At 66.1% G+C, this 18037-nt stretch carries 17 protein-coding genes; 16 read left to right on the top strand and 1 reads right to left on the bottom strand.

Annotation, left to right across the window (positions count from 1 at the left end):
• The first annotated feature begins 55 nt into the window (after positions 1–55).
• From DYI42_RS06250 to DYI42_RS06180, 15 genes are all read left to right on the top strand, one after another.
• A complete protein-coding gene (locus DYI42_RS06250) occupies positions 56–2884 on the top strand; it encodes a tetratricopeptide repeat protein (protein WP_213545066.1) in 2829 nt (942 codons plus the stop codon).
• Positions 2885–3132: 248 nt separating this feature from the next.
• Positions 3133–3615: a DUF2948 family protein gene (locus tag DYI42_RS06245; protein ID WP_342344615.1), complete on the top strand. Its 483-nt coding sequence runs from the start codon at positions 3133–3135 to the stop codon at positions 3613–3615.
• The gene (locus DYI42_RS06240; RefSeq protein WP_213545065.1) at positions 3612–4130 is read left to right on the top strand and encodes a GNAT family N-acetyltransferase; all 519 of its coding nucleotides are present in this window, start codon (positions 3612–3614) and stop codon (positions 4128–4130) included. Before DYI42_RS06245 ends, DYI42_RS06240 begins: the two co-directional genes overlap by 4 nt.
• A gap of 21 nt (positions 4131–4151) precedes the next feature.
• Positions 4152–5453 (top strand): histidinol dehydrogenase, encoded by a 1302-nt coding sequence (gene hisD / locus DYI42_RS06235; protein ID WP_213545064.1) that lies wholly within the window; start codon positions 4152–4154, stop codon positions 5451–5453.
• The gene (locus tag DYI42_RS06230) at positions 5450–6142 is read left to right on the top strand and encodes a DUF4272 domain-containing protein (RefSeq protein ID WP_213545063.1); all 693 of its coding nucleotides are present in this window, start codon (positions 5450–5452) and stop codon (positions 6140–6142) included. Before hisD ends, DYI42_RS06230 begins: the two co-directional genes overlap by 4 nt.
• Before the next feature lie 69 nt (positions 6143–6211).
• On the top strand, positions 6212–6691 hold the full coding sequence (locus DYI42_RS06225) for a UPF0262 family protein (RefSeq protein ID WP_213545062.1): 480 nt from the start codon (positions 6212–6214) through the stop codon (positions 6689–6691).
• A gap of 65 nt (positions 6692–6756) precedes the next feature.
• Positions 6757–7152, top strand: a complete 396-nt coding sequence (locus DYI42_RS06220; protein ID WP_440870627.1) for an arsenate-mycothiol transferase ArsC — start codon at positions 6757–6759, stop codon at positions 7150–7152.
• Between the two features lie 124 nt (positions 7153–7276).
• Complete coding sequence (gene infA / locus DYI42_RS06215) at positions 7277–7495, top strand: translation initiation factor IF-1 (RefSeq protein ID WP_074254530.1); 219 nt, start codon at positions 7277–7279, stop codon at positions 7493–7495.
• 1 nt (position 7496) lies between these two features.
• Complete coding sequence (locus DYI42_RS06210) at positions 7497–8072, top strand: Maf family protein (RefSeq protein WP_213545060.1); 576 nt, start codon at positions 7497–7499, stop codon at positions 8070–8072.
• 22 nt (positions 8073–8094) lie between these two features.
• Entirely contained in the window at positions 8095–9123 is a 1029-nt protein-coding gene (locus DYI42_RS06205; RefSeq protein ID WP_213545059.1) for a ribonuclease E/G, read from the top strand.
• A complete protein-coding gene (locus DYI42_RS06200) occupies positions 9120–9305 on the top strand; it encodes a DNA gyrase inhibitor YacG (RefSeq protein ID WP_213545058.1) in 186 nt (61 codons plus the stop codon). Before DYI42_RS06205 ends, DYI42_RS06200 begins: the two co-directional genes overlap by 4 nt.
• Before the next feature lie 261 nt (positions 9306–9566).
• On the top strand, positions 9567–10052 hold the full coding sequence (locus DYI42_RS06195; protein WP_213545057.1) for an RrF2 family transcriptional regulator: 486 nt from the start codon (positions 9567–9569) through the stop codon (positions 10050–10052).
• 127 nt (positions 10053–10179) lie between these two features.
• Positions 10180–13380, top strand: a complete 3201-nt coding sequence (locus DYI42_RS06190; protein WP_213545056.1) for a chemotaxis protein CheB — start codon at positions 10180–10182, stop codon at positions 13378–13380.
• Between the two features lie 158 nt (positions 13381–13538).
• Positions 13539–14180, top strand: a complete 642-nt coding sequence (locus DYI42_RS06185; protein WP_213545055.1) for a hypothetical protein — start codon at positions 13539–13541, stop codon at positions 14178–14180.
• 97 nt (positions 14181–14277) lie between these two features.
• Positions 14278–15645: an aspartate aminotransferase family protein gene (locus tag DYI42_RS06180; protein WP_213545054.1), complete on the top strand. Its 1368-nt coding sequence runs from the start codon at positions 14278–14280 to the stop codon at positions 15643–15645.
• Positions 15646–15766: 121 nt separating this feature from the next.
• Here the strand turns inward: DYI42_RS06180 and DYI42_RS06175 are convergent, their stop codons facing one another.
• Positions 15767–16873: a CaiB/BaiF CoA transferase family protein gene (locus DYI42_RS06175; RefSeq protein WP_213545053.1), complete on the bottom strand. Its 1107-nt coding sequence runs from the start codon at positions 16871–16873 to the stop codon at positions 15767–15769.
• 149 nt (positions 16874–17022) lie between these two features.
• Between DYI42_RS06175 and DYI42_RS06170 the strand changes: the two genes are divergently transcribed.
• The gene (locus DYI42_RS06170; protein WP_213545052.1) at positions 17023–17937 is read left to right on the top strand and encodes a lipid A-modifier LpxR family protein; all 915 of its coding nucleotides are present in this window, start codon (positions 17023–17025) and stop codon (positions 17935–17937) included.
• The last annotated feature ends 100 nt before the right edge of the window (positions 17938–18037 follow it).

Genomic DNA, 18037 nt, shown 5'->3' with positions numbered 1-18037 from the left:
TTTCCGGCCTGCACGGATACTCTGGCCGTGAAAGCGGTGAGACGAGGTGAGAGTGATGCGTGTAATCCGGCTGCTGGCCCTGCTGGGCGCCCTTGCCGCCGCGCTGCCCGCCGCTGCAGGCACCCAGCATGTGCCCGATGACGCGGCCACGCTCTCGCGCCCAAACCACTGCGGCAACCTCGCCACCGAACTGTGCCTCGATGTCGATCACCTCACCGCGCTCGAGCGCACCCAGCTTGACTACATCGGCACCAACTGCCCCGGCCTCTCAATCGCCGCCTGCTTCGAGAAGGCCGCGCGGATCTGGCCCGATGTGGCGGCATCGGCGATGGCGGTGTTCACCCGCGCCTGCGCGGAAGGCGACGGGCGCAGCTGCACCTACGCGGGCTTTCAGCACGAGGAGGGCCTTGGCACCCCGCTCGACCTTGCCCGTGCCGAAGAGGCCTACACCAAGGGCTGCGATCTTGAGCACGGGGGCGGCTGCACCGCGCTGGGCGCCATGGCCGAATTGGGTGATGGCGCACCCCTCGATCTTGCCCGCGCCGCCACGCTCTATGGCCGTGCCTGCCGCTACGGCGATGCCAAGGGCTGCACCAACCTTGGTTTCCTCCATGAAACCGGCAAGGGCCAGCCCGCCGACCCTGAAGAAGCCGCCCGGCTCTATACCCGCGCCTGTGACTGGGGCCACCCGCGCGGCTGCGTCGCGCTGGGCTGGCTGACCGAGCACGGTCTGGGCGTCGCGCAGGACAAGCGCCGCGCCGAACAGCTCTATGACAAGGCCTGCGCAGCGGAAGACGGCTGGAGCTGCATCTACCTCGGCACCTATGCCGAATACGGCGAGACCGGCCCCGAAAACCCGGCAGAGGCCAACCGCCTCTACGCCCGCGCCTGCGATCTTGGCACCCTGCGCGGCTGCACCTACCTCGGCCACAACACCGAGCGCGGCCTCGGCACTGAGCCCGACATCCCCGCCGCCCTCGCGCTCTACCAACAGGCCTGCACCGGCGGCGATCCTAACGGCTGCACCGCACTGGGCTACCTCACGCAGGATGGCGACGGCCTGCCTGCCGACCCGCCCGAGGCCGCGCGCCTTTACGGCAAGGCCTGCGAGGGCGGCCATGCGGCGGGCTGCACCGCGCTGGGATACCTCCACGAGGCCGGCCTCGGCGTGCCGCAGGACGCAGCCGAAGCTGTGCGCCTCTACACCCGCGCCTGCGACGAGGGCCACGCCAACGGATGCGGCAACCTCGGGTTCATGCTGCGCCACGGGGTGGGCACCGCACAGGATTTCACCGCCGCTGCGGCGCGTTTCCAGCAGGGCTGCGAGGGCGGCAATGGCCGCAGTTGCACCTTCCTCGGCTATGCCTACGAAGACGGTGAGGGCGTGCCGCCCGACGATGCCCGCGCCACCGAACTCTTCGCGCAGGCCTGCGAGATGGGCTACGCCATGGGCTGCACCTGGCAGGCGGTGAACACCGAGGAGGGGCGCGGCACCGCGGCCGATCCTGCCGCCGCCGCCGCGCTCTATACCAAGGGCTGCGAAGGCGGGCACGGGCGGGGCTGCGGCCTGCTCGGCCAGAACACCGCCGAGGGCATCGGCCTCGCGCCCGACGCGGCAGAAGGCGCGCGCCTCTTGCTCAAGGGCTGCGAGATGGATGACGGCTGGAGCTGCACCATGGCTGGCTGGATGTATGAAGAAGGTGAGGGCGTGGCGCAAAGCACACCCGAGGCCGTCTCCCTCCACCGCAAGGGATGCGACCTTGGCGCGGCCTTCGCCTGCGGCAGCCTCGCCAGCTATCTCGAAGACGGCCACGGCGTGCCGGAGGACAAAGCTGAAGCGATGCGCCTCCACGGCCAGGCCTGCGACGGGGGGGTTGCCGATAGCTGCACATCGCAGGGCCTGCTCCAGTACCTCGCCGAGCCTCCTGCGCCCGCCGAAACCGTGGCCGCCAGCTTCCTGCGCGGCTGCGACGGCGGCGACGCCGAAGGCTGCTACCGCCTCGGGTTGATGCAGGAGCGCGGCGAAGGCATGTCGGTCTCCGAGGTGAAGGCCTATGCCTTCTACAACCGCGCCTGCGACATGCAGTTGGCAGCGGGCTGCACCGATCTCGGGCGCCACCACGAGTATGGCCTCTCCCGCCCGGTCGATTTTGCTGCCGCGGCGGGCTTCTACACGCAGAGCTGCAATCCGGGCGATCCCGAGGGCTGCACCTTCCTTGGCGTACTTCACTTCGATGGCAACGGCGTTGCGCGCGACATGGCCGCCGCCCACCGCTTCTTCAAGCAGGGCTGTGACGAGGGCGATCCGCTGGGCTGCTCAAACCTCGGCACCCTCTACGACGGCGGCGATGGCGTCGCCGTCGACAAGGCCGAGGCCGCCCGCCTCTACCGCGCCGCCTGCGACGGCGGCGAGCCGCTGGGCTGCTCCAACCTCGGCACGCTCTTCGAGGCGGGGCAGGGCGTGGCGCAGGATTTCTCCGAGGCCGCGCGGTTCTATCGGCAGGGCTGTGATATGGGCGCGCCGTTGTCCTGCGCCAACCTCGCCACGCTCTACCTTGTGGGCAAGGGCGTGCGGCGCGAGGTCGGCACGGCAATCGCGCTCTTCACTCAGGCCTGCGACGGCGGGCAACCCGCCGCCTGCAACGATCTGGGCACGCATTACGAGTCGGGGCAGGGCATCAAGCGCGATCCCGCCGAGGCCGCCCGGCTCTATCGCCTCAGCTGCGACGGGGGCGAGCCGATGGGCTGCTTCAACCTTGGCACGCTCTACACCCGGGGCGTCGGTGTGCCCCGCAGCGAGGCGGAGGCCGGGCCGCTCTACCGGCAGGCCTGCGATGCGGGGCTCTACCGCGCCTGTTTCATGGGCTGGCTCACGCCCGATTGAGCGGGTGCCGCCCTGTGCGCTGCGGCGCGAACGGCGGGGTAACCCGGCGTCGCTGTGCGCAAACCGCGTATGCATGGATTGTGCATAGCGGGTGCATGGGATGTGCATGTTAACCCACCTTAACCGCGCCACCTTTCGTTAACCCGGCGGGGCGGTGCGCCAACTGCCGCTTGTGAGCCCGTGCCGAACCCCCTATGTCTTTCAGGTGATGCAAAAAACGCCTGAAAACACGCCTTCGGAGGCTGCCCGTGGCTGAAGACGCCAAGTTCGAAGACGGGGCAGACCGCCCTATCTACATTGCCGCGATGGATGACGGCTCGGTGCCCATCGTCTCCTCGCTGGTGCAGGACGCGGTCTTCCCGATCACCGAGATGAAATATGACAAGCCGGGCCGCGAATTTGCCTTGCTGCTCAACCGCTTCCGCTGGGAAGACAAGGAGCGCGCCGAGGCCCGCGGTCGGCCCTACGAGCGGGTGCAATCGGTGCTGCGGGTGGGCGACGTGATGAGCGTGGCCACCATGGGCATCGACCGCGCCGATACCGATACCATCCTGTCTTTGCTGGCAATTTCCTGGGACGAGGCAGAGGACGGCACCGGCACGCTCACCCTCACGCTGGCCGGTGATGGGGCGATCCGGCTTTCCGTCGAATGCCTCGACGTGGTGCTGAAAGACGTAACCCGCCCCTATATCGCGCCCTCCCGCCACGCCCCGGAGCACCCGGAAGAGTGAGCATCAGGCGGCTTGGCCCGGGCGATGCCGAGGCCTTCCGCGCCCTACGGCTGGAGGCCCTGCGCGAGGCGCCGGAGGCCTTTGGCGAAGATCACGCCGAGGCCAGTGCAAAGACCGATCTCGATTTTGCCAACCGCTTGGAAATGGGCGACAATTTCGGCGCTTTCTCGGGCGGTGAACTGGTGGGCATCCTGCTCTACATGCGCGAAGTGGGCGTGAAGATCGGCCATCGCGCTTTCCTCATGTCGGTCTACGTCCAGCCCGCCCACCGTGGCACCGGCCTCGCCAGCGATCTGCTTGGCGCGGCGCTGGGGCTGGCGCGTGAAAGCGGGGTGGCGCAGCTGGAGCTCTATGTCTCCTCCGCCGCGCCCCGCGCGCAGGCCTTCTATGCCCGTCACGGGTTCGTTCAGGTGGGGGTCAGCCCCCGCGCGCTGCGCGTTAACGGAAGTTACCACGACGAACGCCACATGATGCTGCGTCTCGATGCGCTTGAGGGCGATGCGCCCGGCGGGTAAGAGGCTGCCAAAGGAGAGCCCATGCCCGTCTTTCTCGATAGCACCGCGCCCGATTTCGAAGCCCGCTTCCAGGCCCTGTTGAGTGCCAAGCGCGAGGACTCGCCCGATGTCGACGAGGCGGTGGCCGCGATCATCGCCGATGTCCGGGCACGCGGCGATGCAGCCGTTATCGAGCTCACCGAAAAATTCGATCGCCTCAGCTTAACCCCTGAAACCCTTGCCTTTTCTGAGGCCGAGATCGACGAGGCCTGCGCCCAAGTGCCCCCCGAAGAGGCCGCCGCGCTGGAGCTGGCCGCCGAGCGCATCCGCGCCTACCACGTCCGCCAGATGCCCGAGGATGCCCAGTGGACAGACCCGGACGGCGCCACCCTTGGCTGGCGCTGGGGCCCTGTTTCAGCAGCGGGCCTCTACGTCCCGGGCGGCCTTGCCAGCTACCCCTCCTCGGTGCTGATGAACGCGGTGCCCGCCCAGGTCGCAGGCGTCGACCGCCTCGTTATCGCCTGCCCCACCCCGGGCGGTGAATCGAACCCCCTCGTCCTCTACGCCGCCCGCCTGGCCGGGGTGAGCACCATCTACCGCATCGGCGGGGCGCAGGCCGTTGCGGCGCTGGCCTATGGCACGCAAACCATTGCGCCCGTGGATAAAATCACCGGCCCCGGCAATGCTTTCGTCGCCGCAGCCAAGCGCCGCGTCTTCGGGAGCGTCGGCATCGACATGATCGCGGGGCCTTCCGAAATCTTGGTTATCGCAGACGCCGAGAACGACCCCGACTTCCTCGCCCTCGACCTGCTCTCCCAGGCCGAGCACGACGAAAGCGCCCAGTCGATCCTCATCACAACCGACGCCGCCTTCGGGCGCGCCGTGGCAGAGGCGATCGACACCCGGTTGCAAACCCTCGAACGCCGCGAGATCGCAGGCGCAAGCTGGCGCGACAACGGCGCGGTCATCACCGTGCAAAGCCTTGAAGAGGCGGCAGAATTGTCTGATCGGATCGCCCCCGAACACCTCGAACTCTGCGTCGCGGATCCCGAGGGTCTCAGCGAAAAGATCAACCACGCCGGCGCCATCTTCCTCGGCCAATGGACGCCCGAGGCCATCGGCGATTACATCGGCGGCCCCAACCACGTGCTCCCCACCGCCCGCTCCGCCCGGTTTTCCTCGGGCCTCTCGGTGATGGATTTCCTCAAGCGCACCACCCTGGCCAAGATGACCCCGGAGGCCCTCCGCGCCATCGGCCCGGCGGCGGAAACCCTCGCAAAATCAGAGAGTTTGCAAGCCCACGGCCTCTCCGTCCGCGCCCGCCTCGACAAGCTGAACCGATGATCCGCGCCACCCTCCTCGCCCTGCTCCTCGCCACGCCGCTCCACGCGGGTGAGGCGGAAGATCGCAAGGCCGCTTCCATTGCCCAACTCGAGGCGGAGGGCGTGCGCTATATCGATTGGCTGCCAGCCATCGAAACCGAGGCCGAAAGCCTTCGCCGCAGCGAGGAAGAGGTCATCCGCCGCACCCTCGCGCTCGCCATCGTCGCGGTGAAGGGCGAGACGGGCGACAGCGATCTTGCCCGCAGCCTCATTTCCCAGTTCAACGCCGAGGGCTACTTCTCGCCCGAAGAGCAGGCCTTCATCGACGCCGCCGCGCCCACCCAGGCCCAACGCACCAAGTTTGCCTGGCGCTACGAGACGGTAGAGGTCATGCTCTGGGCGCTCGGCATCTATGATACGCTGAAATATCCCAGCGAAATCATGGATGTGCCCCGCATGGCCGACACCCTCCGCGAGCTGGGCGCCGAGGGGTTGCGCGCCCGCGCCAAGCTCCGCTCGCAGACCGAGCTGCTCGATGCGGCCGATCTGATCTATCGCTACCATTGGGCCACCCGGCAGGCCCGGCTCGATGGCCGCCCGCCGCCCGCAAACCTCTATCCCGATGTCATCTGGGAGCGCCACCACGCGCTGAACTGGCTGATCGGGGCCTATGAGGGCGAGCGCTGGGATGAGGTCAGCACCGACACCTGACGTTTTCGCTGCATTGCAGTAACCGTCCGCAGGCGTTACTTCTTTCCGAAGCCACGGAGACACGCGCCCATGAGCCGCATCTGCCATATCGAGATTGACGACGCCAACCTGCCGCCGCCCACGCCGGAAATCGAGCAGGAGCGCAAGGTGGCCATCTTCGACCTGCTGGAAGACAACAGCTTCGATCCCGCAGGCCGCGAGGGCTACGAGATGCCCCCCGGCCCCTACCGTCTGCACCTGTGCATCCGTGAGCGTCGGCTGGTGTTCGACATCTCCGACGAACAGGACAACGAGATCGGCGCCTTCCACCTTTCGCTCTCGCCGTTCAAGCAGGTGGTGAAGGATTACTGGCAGATCTGCGAAAGCTATTACGACGCGGTCAAGAAGCTGCCGCCACACCAGATCGAGGCCATCGACATGGCCCGCCGCGGCATCCACAACGAGGGCGCGCGGGTGCTTCAGGAGCGGCTGGAGGGCAAGGCCGAGGTCGATACCGACACCGCCCGCCGCCTCTTCACCCTCATCTGCGTTCTGCACTACGGGAGCTAGGCTTGGGCAAGGATTTCCCCTCCTCGGTGCTCTTCTGCTGCGATCACAACGCCGTCCGCTCGCCGATGGCCGAAGGGCTGATGAAAAAGCTCTACGGCCACGACGCCTACGTGCAGTCGGCGGGGGTTTACAACGATCTGGACATCGACGGTTTCGCCATCGCTGTCTGCGACGAAATCGGGGTGGAACTGCACCGCCACCGCTCCCGCAGCTTCGAGGAGATGCAGCAATGGGGCGATGACCTTTCGGGGTTTGACCTGATTGTCGCCCTCTCCCCCGCCTCTCAGCGGCAGGCGCTGGAGATGACGCGGGTGTTCCACCTCGACGTCGAATATTGGCCGATCATGGACCCGTCCGGCCTTGGTGAGACCCGCGAGGCCAAGATGGGCGTCTACCGTCAGGTGCGTGACCAGCTGCTGGAGCGGATGAAACGGCGCTTCGGCCCGCCCACTCAAGGCTGACCCGCCTGCCAAAAAGGTCACAACCCCATGTGGGAACCGTATTTCTGCTTGATTTGTTGCGGATGTGAGCGCATCTAGTGCCGCGTCCGCCACAGTGCGGCGCACATGCAACAATGGAGTGACCATGGCCAAGGAAGAACTGCTCGAATTTCCCGGTGTCGTGAAGGAGCTCCTGCCCAATGCGACGTTCAGGGTCGAGCTGGAAAACGGCCATGAAATCATCGCGCACACGGCAGGAAAACTTCGCAAGAACCGGATCCGCGTCCTCACCGGCGACAAGGTGCAGGTGGAGATGACGCCCTACGACCTGACCAAGGGCCGCATCAACTACCGCTTCCGGTAAGATGCGACTCATCCTCGGATCCGGCAGCCCGCGGCGTCGCGAGCTGCTGGGCCAGTTGGGCATAACACCCGACGAAATCCGCGCTGCCGACATTGATGAGACACCGGCCAAGGGGGAGCTTCCGCGCCCCTATTGTACCCGCATGGCCGTCGAGAAGGCCGAGGCGCTGCCGCCCGGCGCGGGTGAACTTGTGCTCACCGCAGATACCACCGTCGCCCTCGGTCGCCGCATCCTTGGCAAGCCCGAAAGCCGCGCCGAGGCGGGCGCGTTCCTTCGGGCGCTGTCGGGCCGTCGCCACCGGGTCATCACCGCGCTGGCGGTGCGCTCCGCGGCCGGGATGTGGCAGCGTGACGTGGTGACTTCCGTGAAGATGAAGCGCCTCAGCGAGACGGAGCTCTTTGCCTATCTCGAAACCGGCGACTGGGAGGGCAAGGCGGGCGCCTATGCCATCCAGGGGCCGGCGGGCGCGTTCATACCGTGGATTTCCGGCAGTTATTCCGCCGTCATGGGCCTGCCGGTGGCTGAAACGGCCCAGCTTCTGGTCGCGGCGGGCTACCCGCTCTACAAGGCGGCCTGACCAACCCAGGTGGAGAGACGCCATGAAGGGCACCCAGATCATCCTCGATCACGTTGCAGGCCGCGAGGCCGCTGCGCGCATGGTCGATGGCCGGCTTGACGATCTGCTGATCGAAGCCCCCGGCATGATCCGCCCCGGCGCGATCTGGCGGGCCAGGGCCGAGCGTCAGGCGAAGGGGCAGGGGGGCATCTTTCTGGCCGCCGAGGGCCAGCGCTTCTGGTTCCGGCAGGCCAGGGGCGTGGCCCCCGGCGAGGCGCTGGTGGTGCAGGTGACAGGCTACGCCGAGACGGAGAAGGCCCCGCCCGTCACCCGCAGCCTCACCTTCAAGTCGCGTTACGTGATCGTCACCCCCGATGCGCCAGGGGTTAACGTGGCGCGCTCCATCCGCGACGAGGACGAGCGTGACAGGCTGAAGCTCACCGCGCTGGAGGCGCTGGAGGGCCGCGACTGGGGGTTGATCCTGCGCTCGTCCTGCATGGGCGCCGAGGCGGCTGAGATTGCCGAAGACATCGCCAACATGGTCGCCACCGCCGAGGCCGCGCTGTCTGACGGCGCACCGGGCGAGATCCATCCCGGCGACGGCCCGCACCTCACCGCCTGGCGCGAGTGGACCGACCGGGCCGAGGTCATCACCGAGCCCGGCGGCTTCGAGCGCCACGGCGTGCTCGATGCGCTGGCCGAATTGCAAGGCCCACGCGAGCGAGCATCGGAGGCCACGCTCTTTGTCGAGCCCACCCGCGCGCTGGTGGCGGTGGATGTGAACACCGGCGGCGACATGTCTCCCGCCGCTGCGCTTAAGGCCAATATCGCCGCCGCCAAGGCGCTGCCCCGCGCGCTGCGGCTGCGCGGCCTCGGCGGGCGCATCGTGGTGGATTTCGCGCCCATGCCCAAGGGCCAGCGCAAGCAGCTTGAGCAGAGCCTCAAGGCCGCCTTCCGCGCCGACCCGATCGAGACGGTGCTCGCCGGGTGGACGCCGCTGGGCCAGTATGAGATGCAAAGGAAGCGCGAGCGGCTGCCGCTCTCCCTGACCCTGCCCGAGGAGGCCCTGTGACCTGCCCGATCTGCAGCAAGGACACTGACCCTAAGTATCGCCCATTCTGCTCCCGCCGCTGCGCCGACCTGGACCTCGGCAAATGGCTCACAGGCGCTTACGCGGTGCCCTCCAACGATCCGGAGGACACTGAGGAAGCGCTGCGCCTGTCCGATGAGGAACAACCGCCCAAGCCCCACTGACGGGAACGCGCGCCCGGACAGCGCAGCGCACAGCCGCTGTGCCCGTTCGCCATAGCGCCAGTGGCTGCATCTTTCTTTCACCTTCGTGCCGCAGCCCCTCTGGCCTGAGCCTTACCTGCTGTCGTGGCACGTCGACGTGGCACAGGCGAACTTGCGGTTGTGCGCTCGCCCACAGGTTCCGTCATTTTCCTTGATCCATGTCATGGGATGCAGGTCATGCCCGGGCTATGAGAGTATAGTTAAAAGTGGAAACTTGTTGATATGCGCCTCACAACCCGAACCAACCTTGCCATGCGCGTGCTGATGTTCTGCGCCACCTACCCGCAGCGACAGCACCGCTCTGCCGATATTGCCGCGGCCTGCAATGTCTCGGTCAACCACCTCATGCAGGTGGTGCCGGTGCTGCACCGTCAGGGCTACATCCGCGCCACCCGGGGCCGCTCGGGCGGGGTTGAGCTTGCCACGCTGCCCGAGCAGGTGAAGGTGGGCGAAGTCTTTCGCCATTTCGAGGCGTCTCTGCCCTTTGCCGAGTGTTTCTCTGAAACCGGCAACACCTGCCCGCTCACCCCGGCCTGCCGCCTGCGCAGCGCACTGGAGCAGGCGCTGGAGGCGTTCTATACATCGCTTGACGATGTGACGTTGGCAAGTCTCGTGCAGGGCAACAGCGGCCTCGAAATGCTTTTTGTAGATCCTCCGCAGGCCACCAGCCCCGGCCCGGACTGCCCCTCCGCGCAGCGCGCGGGCTGAGTTCCCTCACCACCACGCGACCGTTCGCCCGGCATTCACCGGAGCGTTACCGCTTGGCCCTCCGCCGCAACCAGTGATAGAAAAGCGGTGCTGGAACTATCGCCCGCTGGTGGGCACAGGGGATCTCATGCGGAGCAAATCTGAAACACCGCCCACCGTCGTCGGAATCGCGGCTTCGGCCGGCGGGCTCGAGGCGATGTCGCTGTTCCTGCAAAACCTGCCCAAGGGGCTCAACTGTGCCTTCGTGCTGGCGCAGCATATGTCTCCCAGCCATGAAAGCATGCTGGTCAAGCTGCTTTCGCGCGAAACGGCGCTCGATGTCCGCGAAATCGGCGGGCCGGTTACGCCCGCGGCCGATACCATCTACATTCCCCCCCCGGGGAGCGACGTGGGCTTTGCCGAAGGTGCGCTGGTGGTGCTCGATCCCTCGGGCCACCCCGCCACGCCCAAACCCTCCGCAGACAGACTCTTCAAGGCCCTGGCCGACGCGCTGGGCGCGCGCTGCATGGGGTTGGTGCTGTCAGGCACGGGGAGCGACGGCAGCTACGGGGTGCAGGCCATCCGCGAGGCGGGCGGCATCACCCTCGCCCAGGAGCCGTCATCGGCAAAATACGATTCCATGCCGGTCAGCGCCGTGCGCACCGGCTGCGTCGACCTGGTGCTGACACCGCAGCAGATCGGCCAGCACCTGGAGAAGATCCTCAGCCAGCCACGCGATCTCGAAGAACTCAAGAAGATGGGCGAGGAGGCCACCAAGAACGCCGATCTTTTCCAGATCCTGCTGGCCCACACGATGGTCGATTTCCGCCAGTACAAGGAAAGCACCATCAACCGCCGGGTGCACCGCCGGATGGTGGCCAAGGGCATCGCCACTCAGGCCGAATACGTGGATTTCTGCCGCCGCAGTCAGGAAGAGGTGGAGGCGCTCTACAAGGATCTGCTCATCTCGGTGACGCGCTTCTTCCGCGATGGCGAACAATTCGCGGTTCTGCGCGATGTGTTGCAGGATCGTGTCAGCGCGAAACCCGGGGCCAAGATGCGCATCTGGGTGCCAGGCTGCGCCACCGGCGAAGAGGCCTATTCCATTGCAGCGCTCTATGCCGAGGCAGCGGGCGGGCTGGAGGCGCTGGGCAAGGACAGCCTCCAGATCTTCGCCACCGACATCGACGAGCATGCCCTTGCCGTGGGGCGGAGGGGCAGCTACCCGCGCAGCGCCACCGACGATATCCCGCCCGACTTGCTCGAAAAATACTTCGAGATCTCCGGCGACAGGGTGATCGTCAAGCAGAGCCTGCGCAATTGCGTCATGTTCACCCGGCACAACATCTTCCAGGATGCGCCCTTCATGTCGATTGACCTCGTCAGCATCCGGAACGTGCTGATCTACTTCGACAACACCCTTCAAGACAGGGTGCTCTCGCGCATCCAATATGCCCTCTCCGCCGACGGGATGCTGTTTCTGGGCACCTCCGAAACGGCCGGCACGATCGAAAGCCACTTCGTCCAGCTCGATCCGGCGGCCAAGATCTACGCCAAGCGCAGCACCCCGCCGCTCGACATGACCAACTTCGGCTCCACCCATGCCATCCGGGCGAGCCGCAGGATGCTGACGCAAGACAAGGCGAAGGGCGGAGACAGTGTTCATGACTGGAGCCACTTCCATGCACTGGTCGGGAGCTTCGCGGAAACGGCGGTGCTGGTGACCGCCGAGGGTGCGGTGCTGAAGGTATACGGCGATCTCGCCCCTTTCAGCCAGATCACCGACTCCGTATTCAAGGGCTTCAGCCTGCGTGTGCTCAAGGCCCCGCTGTCGAATGAAAGCACAACGCTGGTGCTGGTCGCGCTCAAGAAGAAGAAGGCGCGCACCGGCCAGTGGCACCGCATCGAGGGCCGCGACTTCAACCATGCGCGCCTCGTGGCCTACCCGCTGGAGCCGCAGGGCCATGAAGAACCCTACGTGCTGCTCGCCATCGAAACCGAGATGCGCTCCACCCCCGAGGCGAGCGATGAAGAGCGCACCGATTATCTCACCTATATCGAAACCGAGCTGAGCCGCACGCGCGAGGCGCTGAACGTGACGATGGAGCAGCTTCAAACCTCCAACGAAGAGCTGCAATCGCTGAACGAAGAGCTGCAAAGCTCCAACGAGGAATTGCAAAGCACCAACGAAGAGCTGGAAACCTCCAACGAAGAGCTGCAATCGACCAACGAAGAGCTGATCACAGTCAACGAAGAGCTCATCGTCAATTCCACCGAGCTGCAGCGCACCACCGCAGAGCTGAATGGCATCGTCGACGGGCTGCCCACGACCATGCTCATGCTCGACCAGGGCCTGCTGATCCGCCATGCTTCGCGCCAGGCCATCGAGCAATTCGCGCTCAAGACGCGGGGCCAGTCGATGGGCCATATCTCTCAATGCCATCTTCCCGAGGGTTTTCCGCCGGTGGTGGATCTCTGCTCGCAGGCCCTGCTCAACCGGAAATTCGTCTCGCGTCAGTTTTCCAGCGGCCAGCGGCGCTTTCTGCTCACCATCGCGCCGCTCATCAGTGTCAACGATGAGCTGATCGGGCTGGTGGTCATGGTCACTTCGCTGGAAAGCAGCATTGAGATCTCGCTCAATCATACCCTGCGCCGTTTCGGCCAGATCGGAACCTGGCGGGTGCAATTGCCCGAGAACGAGGTGGAGTGGTCCGAGGAGGTATATCAAATCCACGGCCTCGCGCCCGAAGAGGGGACGATGTCCCTTGAGCGGGCGATCGGCTTTTTCCATCCCGACGATCGCGCGGCGGTGCGTGGGCACCTTGAAAAGGCCCTGGAAGAGCGGTCGGGCTTCCATTTTACCGCCCGTATCATCCGCGCCGACGGCCGCATCACGGTGCTCGAAAGCTCCGGCACCGTGGTAATGGACCGGCTGAACAACATGGTCGGCGTGGTTGGCGTGGTGCGCGATTTTTCCCGGATGCAGACAGAGAACATGCTGCTGCGCCACTACAACGAGATCACCTCGGAAGAGGGGCTGGGTGTCTACTCCTACGACATTCGCAATGGGGTGAATTACTGGAACCCCACCCTCTACGATCTGCTGGGCGTGGATCGAACGGCGCAGCCCGAGATCGAAACGGCGCTTCGGCATCTTGCGCCGTCAAGTGCCGAGAAGGTCCGGGGTTTGTTGAAGGCGGCGATGACCGAGGGCGAGGGCTTCGAGTTTGAAGGCGAGATCGCGCGCAACGGCGGAGAGCGCATCCCCTATCGCAGCAAGTGCCAGGTGGTGCATGACGAGGCGGGCGAGATCTCTCATGTCTTCGGGGTGCTGCGCCGTCTGGAATGACTGCCGGGGCCTTACCCCCAAACCCCTCCTGTTAACCTTCGGGTAACCTTTTGCAGCGCAGAATCTTACCCCTGAGAGGCATCAAGATTCAGGCGTGCGACATGTGGACTGGTGAGCAAGACGAAACTTCCGAAAATTCGAATCAACTCGCGATCTGCATGTATCGTGATACCCAGACGAACCAGTGGTTCGTCGAGCGGGTCGAGTTCAACCTGCCGGGCAGCCGCACGCGCACCACTTTCAACGTGCCCCAGCCGCTGCGACAGGCCTTCTCCGATGAGTTCGTGGCCGAGCTCACGCCGCTGCTGCCCAGTTCGCATGACAGGGGCCTGCTGGCCGACGGGCAGATCAACATCGCACTCAGCCACCTGTCGCTGATCGGGGTGCGGGTGGCGGCCCAGGCGGCCTTCAACGGTATCCAGAAAGTCTGGGTCCGGTTCCAGCGGGCGTTCGGCGCGGTGCAGGATCTGCTGCAACCTCAGCACCGCACCGAGCGTGCCACGGTGAACGGCCTGCACTACGTTGCCGCCAGCACGCTGCTCGACCTCGTCTTGCCCTGCCTCGACATTCTGCGCCTCGACGGTCTCGACCCGGAAGATCGGGAAGCAACGGGGCGTGTCGCCGCGCGTCTGACTGCCCTGCAAGACAAGAAGCATGATCTGGAGTTCTACGCCGGGCTGCTCACACGCTTCCTCGCCGCGCCGGAGCCAGAGAAGGTGCCGCCCCGAGTCGCGCCTTCGGAAGATGCGCACAGCGCGCTCCAGGGCTTTCGGCTGCCCGGGCCGATCACCGTCCGCTGACCCCGCCAGGCTTGCGCCGGGCGCCTTCCTTTCGGGGGTGACATCCGCCTGCGCCTCTTGGATGCTGTGCCGCGACATTGCATCGAAAGGCCCCACCATGAATCGCCACTCGCCCAACTCGCCTGAAGCCCGCGACATCGCCTATCACCTGCACAGCTACACCAACGCCGAGCTGCATCAGGAGGTTGGCCCGACGGTGATCGAGCGTGGCGAGGGCGTCCACGTCTACGACAACCAGGGCAAGCGCTACGTCGAGGCGCTGGCGGGGCTGTGGTCGGTCGCCGTGGGATTCGGCGAGGAACGTCTGGTGAAGGCCGCCACCGCGCAAATGCAGAAGCTGCCCTACTACCAGACCTTCGCCCACCGCTCCCACGGCCCCGCGATCGACCTGGCAGAAAAGCTGGTGAGCCTCGCGCCGGTGCCGATGAGCAAGGCCTATTTCACCAACTCCGGCTCCGAGGCCAACGACACGGTGGTCAAGTTCCTCTGGTATCGCTCCAACGCGCTGGGCAAGCCGGAGAAGAAAAAGATCATCTCCCGCCTGCGCGGCTACCATGGTGTCACCGTCGCCTCCGCTTCGATGACCGGCCTGCCCTACAACCACAAGAGCTTCGATCTGCCGCTGCCGCAGATCCTCCACACCACCTGCCCGCACTATTGGAAAGAGGGGCAGGACGGCGAAAGCGAGGAAGAGTTCGCCACCCGCTGTGCCGCCGATCTCGATGCGATGATCCAGGCCGAGGGCCCCGATACCATCGCCGCCTTCATCGGCGAGCCGGTGATGGGGGCAGGGGGCGTGGTGGTCCCGCCTGCGGGCTACTGGCAGAAGATCCAGGAGGTGCTGGCCAAGTATGACATCTTGCTGGTGGCCGACGAGGTGATCTGCGGCTTCGGGCGCACCGGCAACCTCTGGGGCAGCCAGACCTTCGACATCAAGCCCGATATCCTCGTGACCTCCAAGCAGATCACCTCCTCCTACTTCCCGCTCTCCGCCGTCCTGCTGAACGAGCGCGCCTATGCGCCGATTCAAGACGAGTCCGGCCGTATCGGCACGCTCGGCCACGGCGTCACCGGCGCGGGCCACCCGGTGGGCGCCGCTGTGGCGCTGGAGAACATCGCCATCATCGAAGAGCGCAGCCTTGTGGCCAACGCGGCCAAACAGGGCGAGCCGCTGCGCGCCGGGCTGAAGAAGCTCGCAGATGAGTTCGGGCTGGTGGGCGAGATGCGCGGCATCGGCCTCATCGCCGCGCTGGAGATGGACCCGACGCAGGCTAAGGAGGAGAAGCCCGTCGGCGCCCTCGGGGCGGCGATGAACACCGCGCTCCTGCACCACGGCGTCATCGCCCGCAACCTCGGCGACACCATCGCCTTCTGCCCGCCGATGATCATCGACCAAGAGGGCGTGGCCGAGATCCTCACCGGCGTCGAGAAGGCCCTGAAAGACGTGAGTACCGAGCACGGGTGAGCCATCAGCCGTCATCCTCAGGCTTGACCCGAGGATCTCCTGACCGCCGAGAGATCCTCGGGTCAAGCCCGAGGATGACGGTGCATTCCGCCCGTAGGGTGGGCAATCTGCCCACCACCCCTCAGCCCTTGGGCAAAACGGGCGCCGTGCGCTCCAATGCCAGCTCGGCGTCCGAAAATTTCCACGGCCCCCGCAGCCCCGGCACGCCCTCCGGATCAATCTGCATCCCGCGCGCCACCACCTGCGGATCGGCCAGCGCCTCGCCCACATCGTTGATCGGCCCGGCGGGCACAGTGGCCGCCTCGAAGGCCGCCAGCAGGTCGGCCTTCTCCCAGCCCGCCGTCACCGCCTCGATCAGCGGTGTGAGCGCCTCGCGGTTCGTCACCCGCCCCGGGTTGGTGGCAAAGCGCGCGTCATCGGCCAGCCCCTCCAGCCCCAGCACATCGCAAAACCGCCGGAACTGCCCGTCATTTCCCACCGCGATGATGATATGCCCGTCCTTCACCGGCACAACCTGGTACGGGCCGAGGTTGCGATGCCAGGAACCCGTGCGCTGCGGCGGCACGCCGGTGGCAAGGTAGTTCATCCCCTGGTTCGCCAGCATCGCCACCGCGCAATCGAGCAAGCTCATGTCGATGTGCTGCCCCCGCCCGGTCCGGTGTCGCTGCTCCACTGCGGCGAGGATTCCGATGGTGGAGTAGAGCCCGGTGACAATATCCGTCACCGCCACACCAAACCGCGTCGGCTCGCCGTCGGGATCGCCGGTGATATCCATCAGCCCGCTCATCCCCTGCAGCAGGTAGTCATAGCCCGCCCGCTTGGCATAAGGCCCATCCTGCCCGAAGCCGGTGACAGAGCAGTAGATCAGCGCCGGGTTCACCTCCGCGAGGCTCGCATAATCCAGCCCGTATTTCGCCAACCCGCCCACCTTGAAGTTCTCGATCAGGATGTCGGCGCCCGCCACCAGTTCGCGCACCCGCGCCTGCCCCTCCGGCGTGCGAAAATCCACGACCTCGCTCACCTTGCCCCGGTTGGCCGAGTAGAAATAGGCCGCGCTCACATCGCCGTCCCGCTCCACGAAAGGCGGCCCCCAACGCCGGGTGTCATCCCCCTCCGGGCTCTCCAGCTTGATCACCTCCGCGCCCAGATCGGCCAGCGCCTGGCCAATCCACGGCCCGGCGAGGATTCGCGCCATCTCGACAACCTTCAGCCCTTCCAGCGGTTTCATCCTGCCCCCCTCGTTCTTTCCCGGCACCCTAGCGGCACTTTGCTGTTGCGGAAACACTGCGTTTCTTGCGCAGGTTTCCGCTCACCTCTTCTTGCAGCCGCCGGTTGCGCGTAAGGAGCTTTGAGATGTCCCTCAACCGGTAGCCCGCGATGAAATACCTTGCCCGAGTCCTTTCTCTCCTGACCGCCCTCGCCGGCCTCACTGCGCCCGCCCAGGCCGAAGACCGTGCGCTGCTGGGCTGGGGCCGTCTGTTTACCAATGACACGCTGGGGGATGGCTACGACCGCTGGCGCACCGGCGCCTACACCGTCTCCATCGCCTATGGGCCGGGCTGGCAGGGCGTCGCGCCCGACCGTTTCGGCCAACTGCTGGAGTTTCGCCTGCGCTCCGAGCTGATCGCGCCGCAAAGCCTCACCGCACCTGCCGCGAACGATCGCCGTTTCGTTGGCGCCATCACCCTTGGCCTGCACAGCTACGCCCGCCTCGGCGAGGCCGATCTGCGGGCCGGGCTGGATCTCACCTTCACCGGCCCCCAGACCGGGCTTGGCGAGTTGCAGAACAAGATCCACACAACCATCGGCCTCGACGAAACCACGATCCTCGGCGACCAGCTTCCCAACAACACCTACGTCTCGGCCAATGCCGAGCTCTCGCGTGAACTCAACCTCGGCAGCGCCCGGCTGCGGCCCTTCCTCGAGGTGCAGGCCGGAACCGAAAGCTACGCCCGCATCGGTGCCGATCTCACCTTCGGAACCTACGGCAAGGGCGCCCTCATGGCGCGGGACATCACCACCGGCCACCTCTACCAGGTGATCCGCTCCCGCCAGGACGAGGGCTTCTCCTTCCTCCTCGGCGGCGACGTGGCGCAGGTCTATTCCTCCGTCTACCTGCCCGAGGATGACGGCTACGTGCTGGAAGACACCCGCACCCGCCTGCGCGCCGGGGTGAACTGGCAGGGCGAGAACGCGGGACTTTTCTACGGCCTCACCTACCTCTCCGAAGAGTTCGAGGCCCAGACCGAAGGCCAGATGGTCGGTGCGCTGCAACTGCGGCTGTTCTTCTAAGAGCCAGGTATCGGCTTCGGCGGGGGCGCCGATGCGATGAGCGGCCGCAGGCCCCGAAGAGCCGCCCCGCTGCCCGTGACTCGCAAGCCACGCCCCTGAC

It is taken from the genome of Vannielia litorea (genome assembly GCF_018424695.1).
Taxonomy (GTDB): domain Bacteria; phylum Pseudomonadota; class Alphaproteobacteria; order Rhodobacterales; family Rhodobacteraceae; genus Vannielia; species Vannielia litorea_A.
The sequence above is the reverse complement of the archived record's forward strand: the minus strand, read 5'-3'. Positions and strand labels throughout refer to the sequence as shown.

Excerpts from the sequence above, each read along its gene's own strand:
- DYI42_RS06185 (WP_213545055.1), top strand. The coding sequence starts at position 13,539 with ATGTATCGTGATACCCAGACGAACCAGTGGTTCGTCGAGCGGGTCGAG.
- DYI42_RS06250 (WP_213545066.1), top strand. The coding sequence starts at position 56 with ATGCGTGTAATCCGGCTGCTGGCCCTGCTGGGCGCCCTTGCCGCCGCG.
- DYI42_RS06230 (WP_213545063.1), top strand. The coding sequence starts at position 5,450 with ATGATCCGCGCCACCCTCCTCGCCCTGCTCCTCGCCACGCCGCTCCAC.
- DYI42_RS06190 (WP_213545056.1), top strand. The coding sequence starts at position 10,180 with ATGCGGAGCAAATCTGAAACACCGCCCACCGTCGTCGGAATCGCGGCT.
- DYI42_RS06170 (WP_213545052.1), top strand. The coding sequence starts at position 17,023 with ATGAAATACCTTGCCCGAGTCCTTTCTCTCCTGACCGCCCTCGCCGGC.
- DYI42_RS06225 (WP_213545062.1), top strand. The coding sequence starts at position 6,212 with ATGAGCCGCATCTGCCATATCGAGATTGACGACGCCAACCTGCCGCCG.
- DYI42_RS06175 (WP_213545053.1), bottom strand. The coding sequence starts at position 16,873 with ATGAAACCGCTGGAAGGGCTGAAGGTTGTCGAGATGGCGCGAATCCTC.
- DYI42_RS06210 (WP_213545060.1), top strand. The coding sequence starts at position 7,497 with ATGCGACTCATCCTCGGATCCGGCAGCCCGCGGCGTCGCGAGCTGCTG.
- DYI42_RS06180 (WP_213545054.1), top strand. The coding sequence starts at position 14,278 with ATGAATCGCCACTCGCCCAACTCGCCTGAAGCCCGCGACATCGCCTAT.
- hisD (WP_213545064.1), top strand. The coding sequence starts at position 4,152 with ATGCCCGTCTTTCTCGATAGCACCGCGCCCGATTTCGAAGCCCGCTTC.
- infA (WP_074254530.1), top strand. The coding sequence starts at position 7,277 with ATGGCCAAGGAAGAACTGCTCGAATTTCCCGGTGTCGTGAAGGAGCTC.
- DYI42_RS06220 (WP_440870627.1), top strand. The coding sequence starts at position 6,757 with ATGGCCGAAGGGCTGATGAAAAAGCTCTACGGCCACGACGCCTACGTG.
- DYI42_RS06195 (WP_213545057.1), top strand. The coding sequence starts at position 9,567 with ATGCGCCTCACAACCCGAACCAACCTTGCCATGCGCGTGCTGATGTTC.
- DYI42_RS06205 (WP_213545059.1), top strand. The coding sequence starts at position 8,095 with ATGAAGGGCACCCAGATCATCCTCGATCACGTTGCAGGCCGCGAGGCC.